2 protein-coding genes are annotated in these 1,277 nt (G+C 65.8%); both read left to right on the forward strand.

Going from position 1 to position 1,277, the window contains the following annotated elements:
• Nucleotides 1–3: 3 nt before the first annotated feature.
• Nucleotides 4–810: a diguanylate cyclase domain-containing protein gene (locus ACJH6H_RS29725; RefSeq protein ID WP_406776393.1), complete on the forward strand. Its 807-nt coding sequence runs from the start codon at nt 4–6 to the stop codon at nt 808–810.
• A partial coding sequence (locus ACJH6H_RS29730) for an EAL domain-containing protein (RefSeq protein WP_406776392.1) occupies nt 807–1,277 on the forward strand: 471 nt, incomplete at its 3' end. The genes ACJH6H_RS29725 and ACJH6H_RS29730, both read left to right, overlap by 4 nt.

The following is a 1,277-nucleotide window of genomic DNA, read 5'->3' on the forward strand; positions in this document are numbered from 1 at the left end:
GAGGTGTCGTTCCGCCTGCTGTTCGAGAACAACCCGATGCCGATGTGGGTGTTCGACGCCGGCACGATGGAATTCCTCAGCGTCAACGACGCCGCCGTTCAGCACTACGGGTACAGCCGCGAGCGATTTCTCGGCATGACGCTGCGCGAGATCTGGCCGGAGGACGAGCGGGGCGTGCACAGCGCCGCCTTGCGCGAGATCGGCGACGTCTATCAATCGAGCCGCGACTGGCGCCACATCAGGGCCGACGGCACCGAGATCCATGTACTGACGGTGGTCGACATCACCGAACGCCGTGCCGCCGAAGCACGGATCGCGCACATGGCGCACCATGACGGTCTCACCAACCTGCCGAACCGGGACTTCTACCAGGAGCGTCTGCGCGAGGCGCTGGAGCGCGGCCGAAGCGGCAACAAGCGGGTCGCGGTGATGTGCATCGATCTCGACCTGTTCAAGAACGTCAACGATTCCTTCGGGCATCCGATGGGCGACCGGCTGCTCAAGCTGGTGGCGGAACGGCTGCGCGAGGTCGTCCGCGACGACAATGTCGCGGCCCGCCTCGGCGGCGACGAGTTCGCGATCGTGCTTGCCGCCGACGTCTCGCCGAACGAGGCGAGCGCTTTCGCCGAACGGCTGATCGATGCTCTGAGCGCGCCTTACCAAATCGACGGGCTCGAAGTCGTGGTCGGCGCCAGCGTCGGGATCGCATTGTCGCCGGGCGATGGCACGACGTCGGAGGAATTGATGCGCAATGCCGACATGGCGCTGTATCGCGCCAAGTCCGAGGGCGGCACCCGCAGAAGGGCATGATTTCGCCCGCGGAATTCATCCCGGTCGCCGAAGACATCGGCCTGATCGTCGCGCTCGGCGAATGGGTGCTGCGTGAAGCCTGCGCCGAGGCGATGAAATGGCCGGCCGACGTGAAGGTCGCGGTCAATCTGTCGCCGGTGCAGTTCCGCAGCCGCAATCTGGTCCAGGCCGTGATCTCCGCACTGGCGCATTCCGGCTTGCCGGCGCGGCGGCTCGAGCTCGAGATCACCGAATCGGTGTTCCTCGCGGAGACCGAAGCCAATCTTGCGATCCTGCATCAGCTGCGCGAGCTCGGCGTCCGCATCTCGCTGGACGATTTCGGCACCGGCTATTCCTCGCTGAGCTATCTGCGCAGCTTCCCGTTCGACAAGATCAAGATCGACCAGTCCTTCGTGCGCGACCTCGGCGCCAACCCGGACGCGCAGGCGATCGTGCGGTCGATCGTCAGCCTCGGCGTCGGGCTCGGC

This window comes from Mycobacterium sp. SMC-21 (assembly GCF_045310825.1).
Taxonomy (GTDB): Bacteria; Actinomycetota; Actinomycetes; order Mycobacteriales; family Mycobacteriaceae; genus Mycobacterium.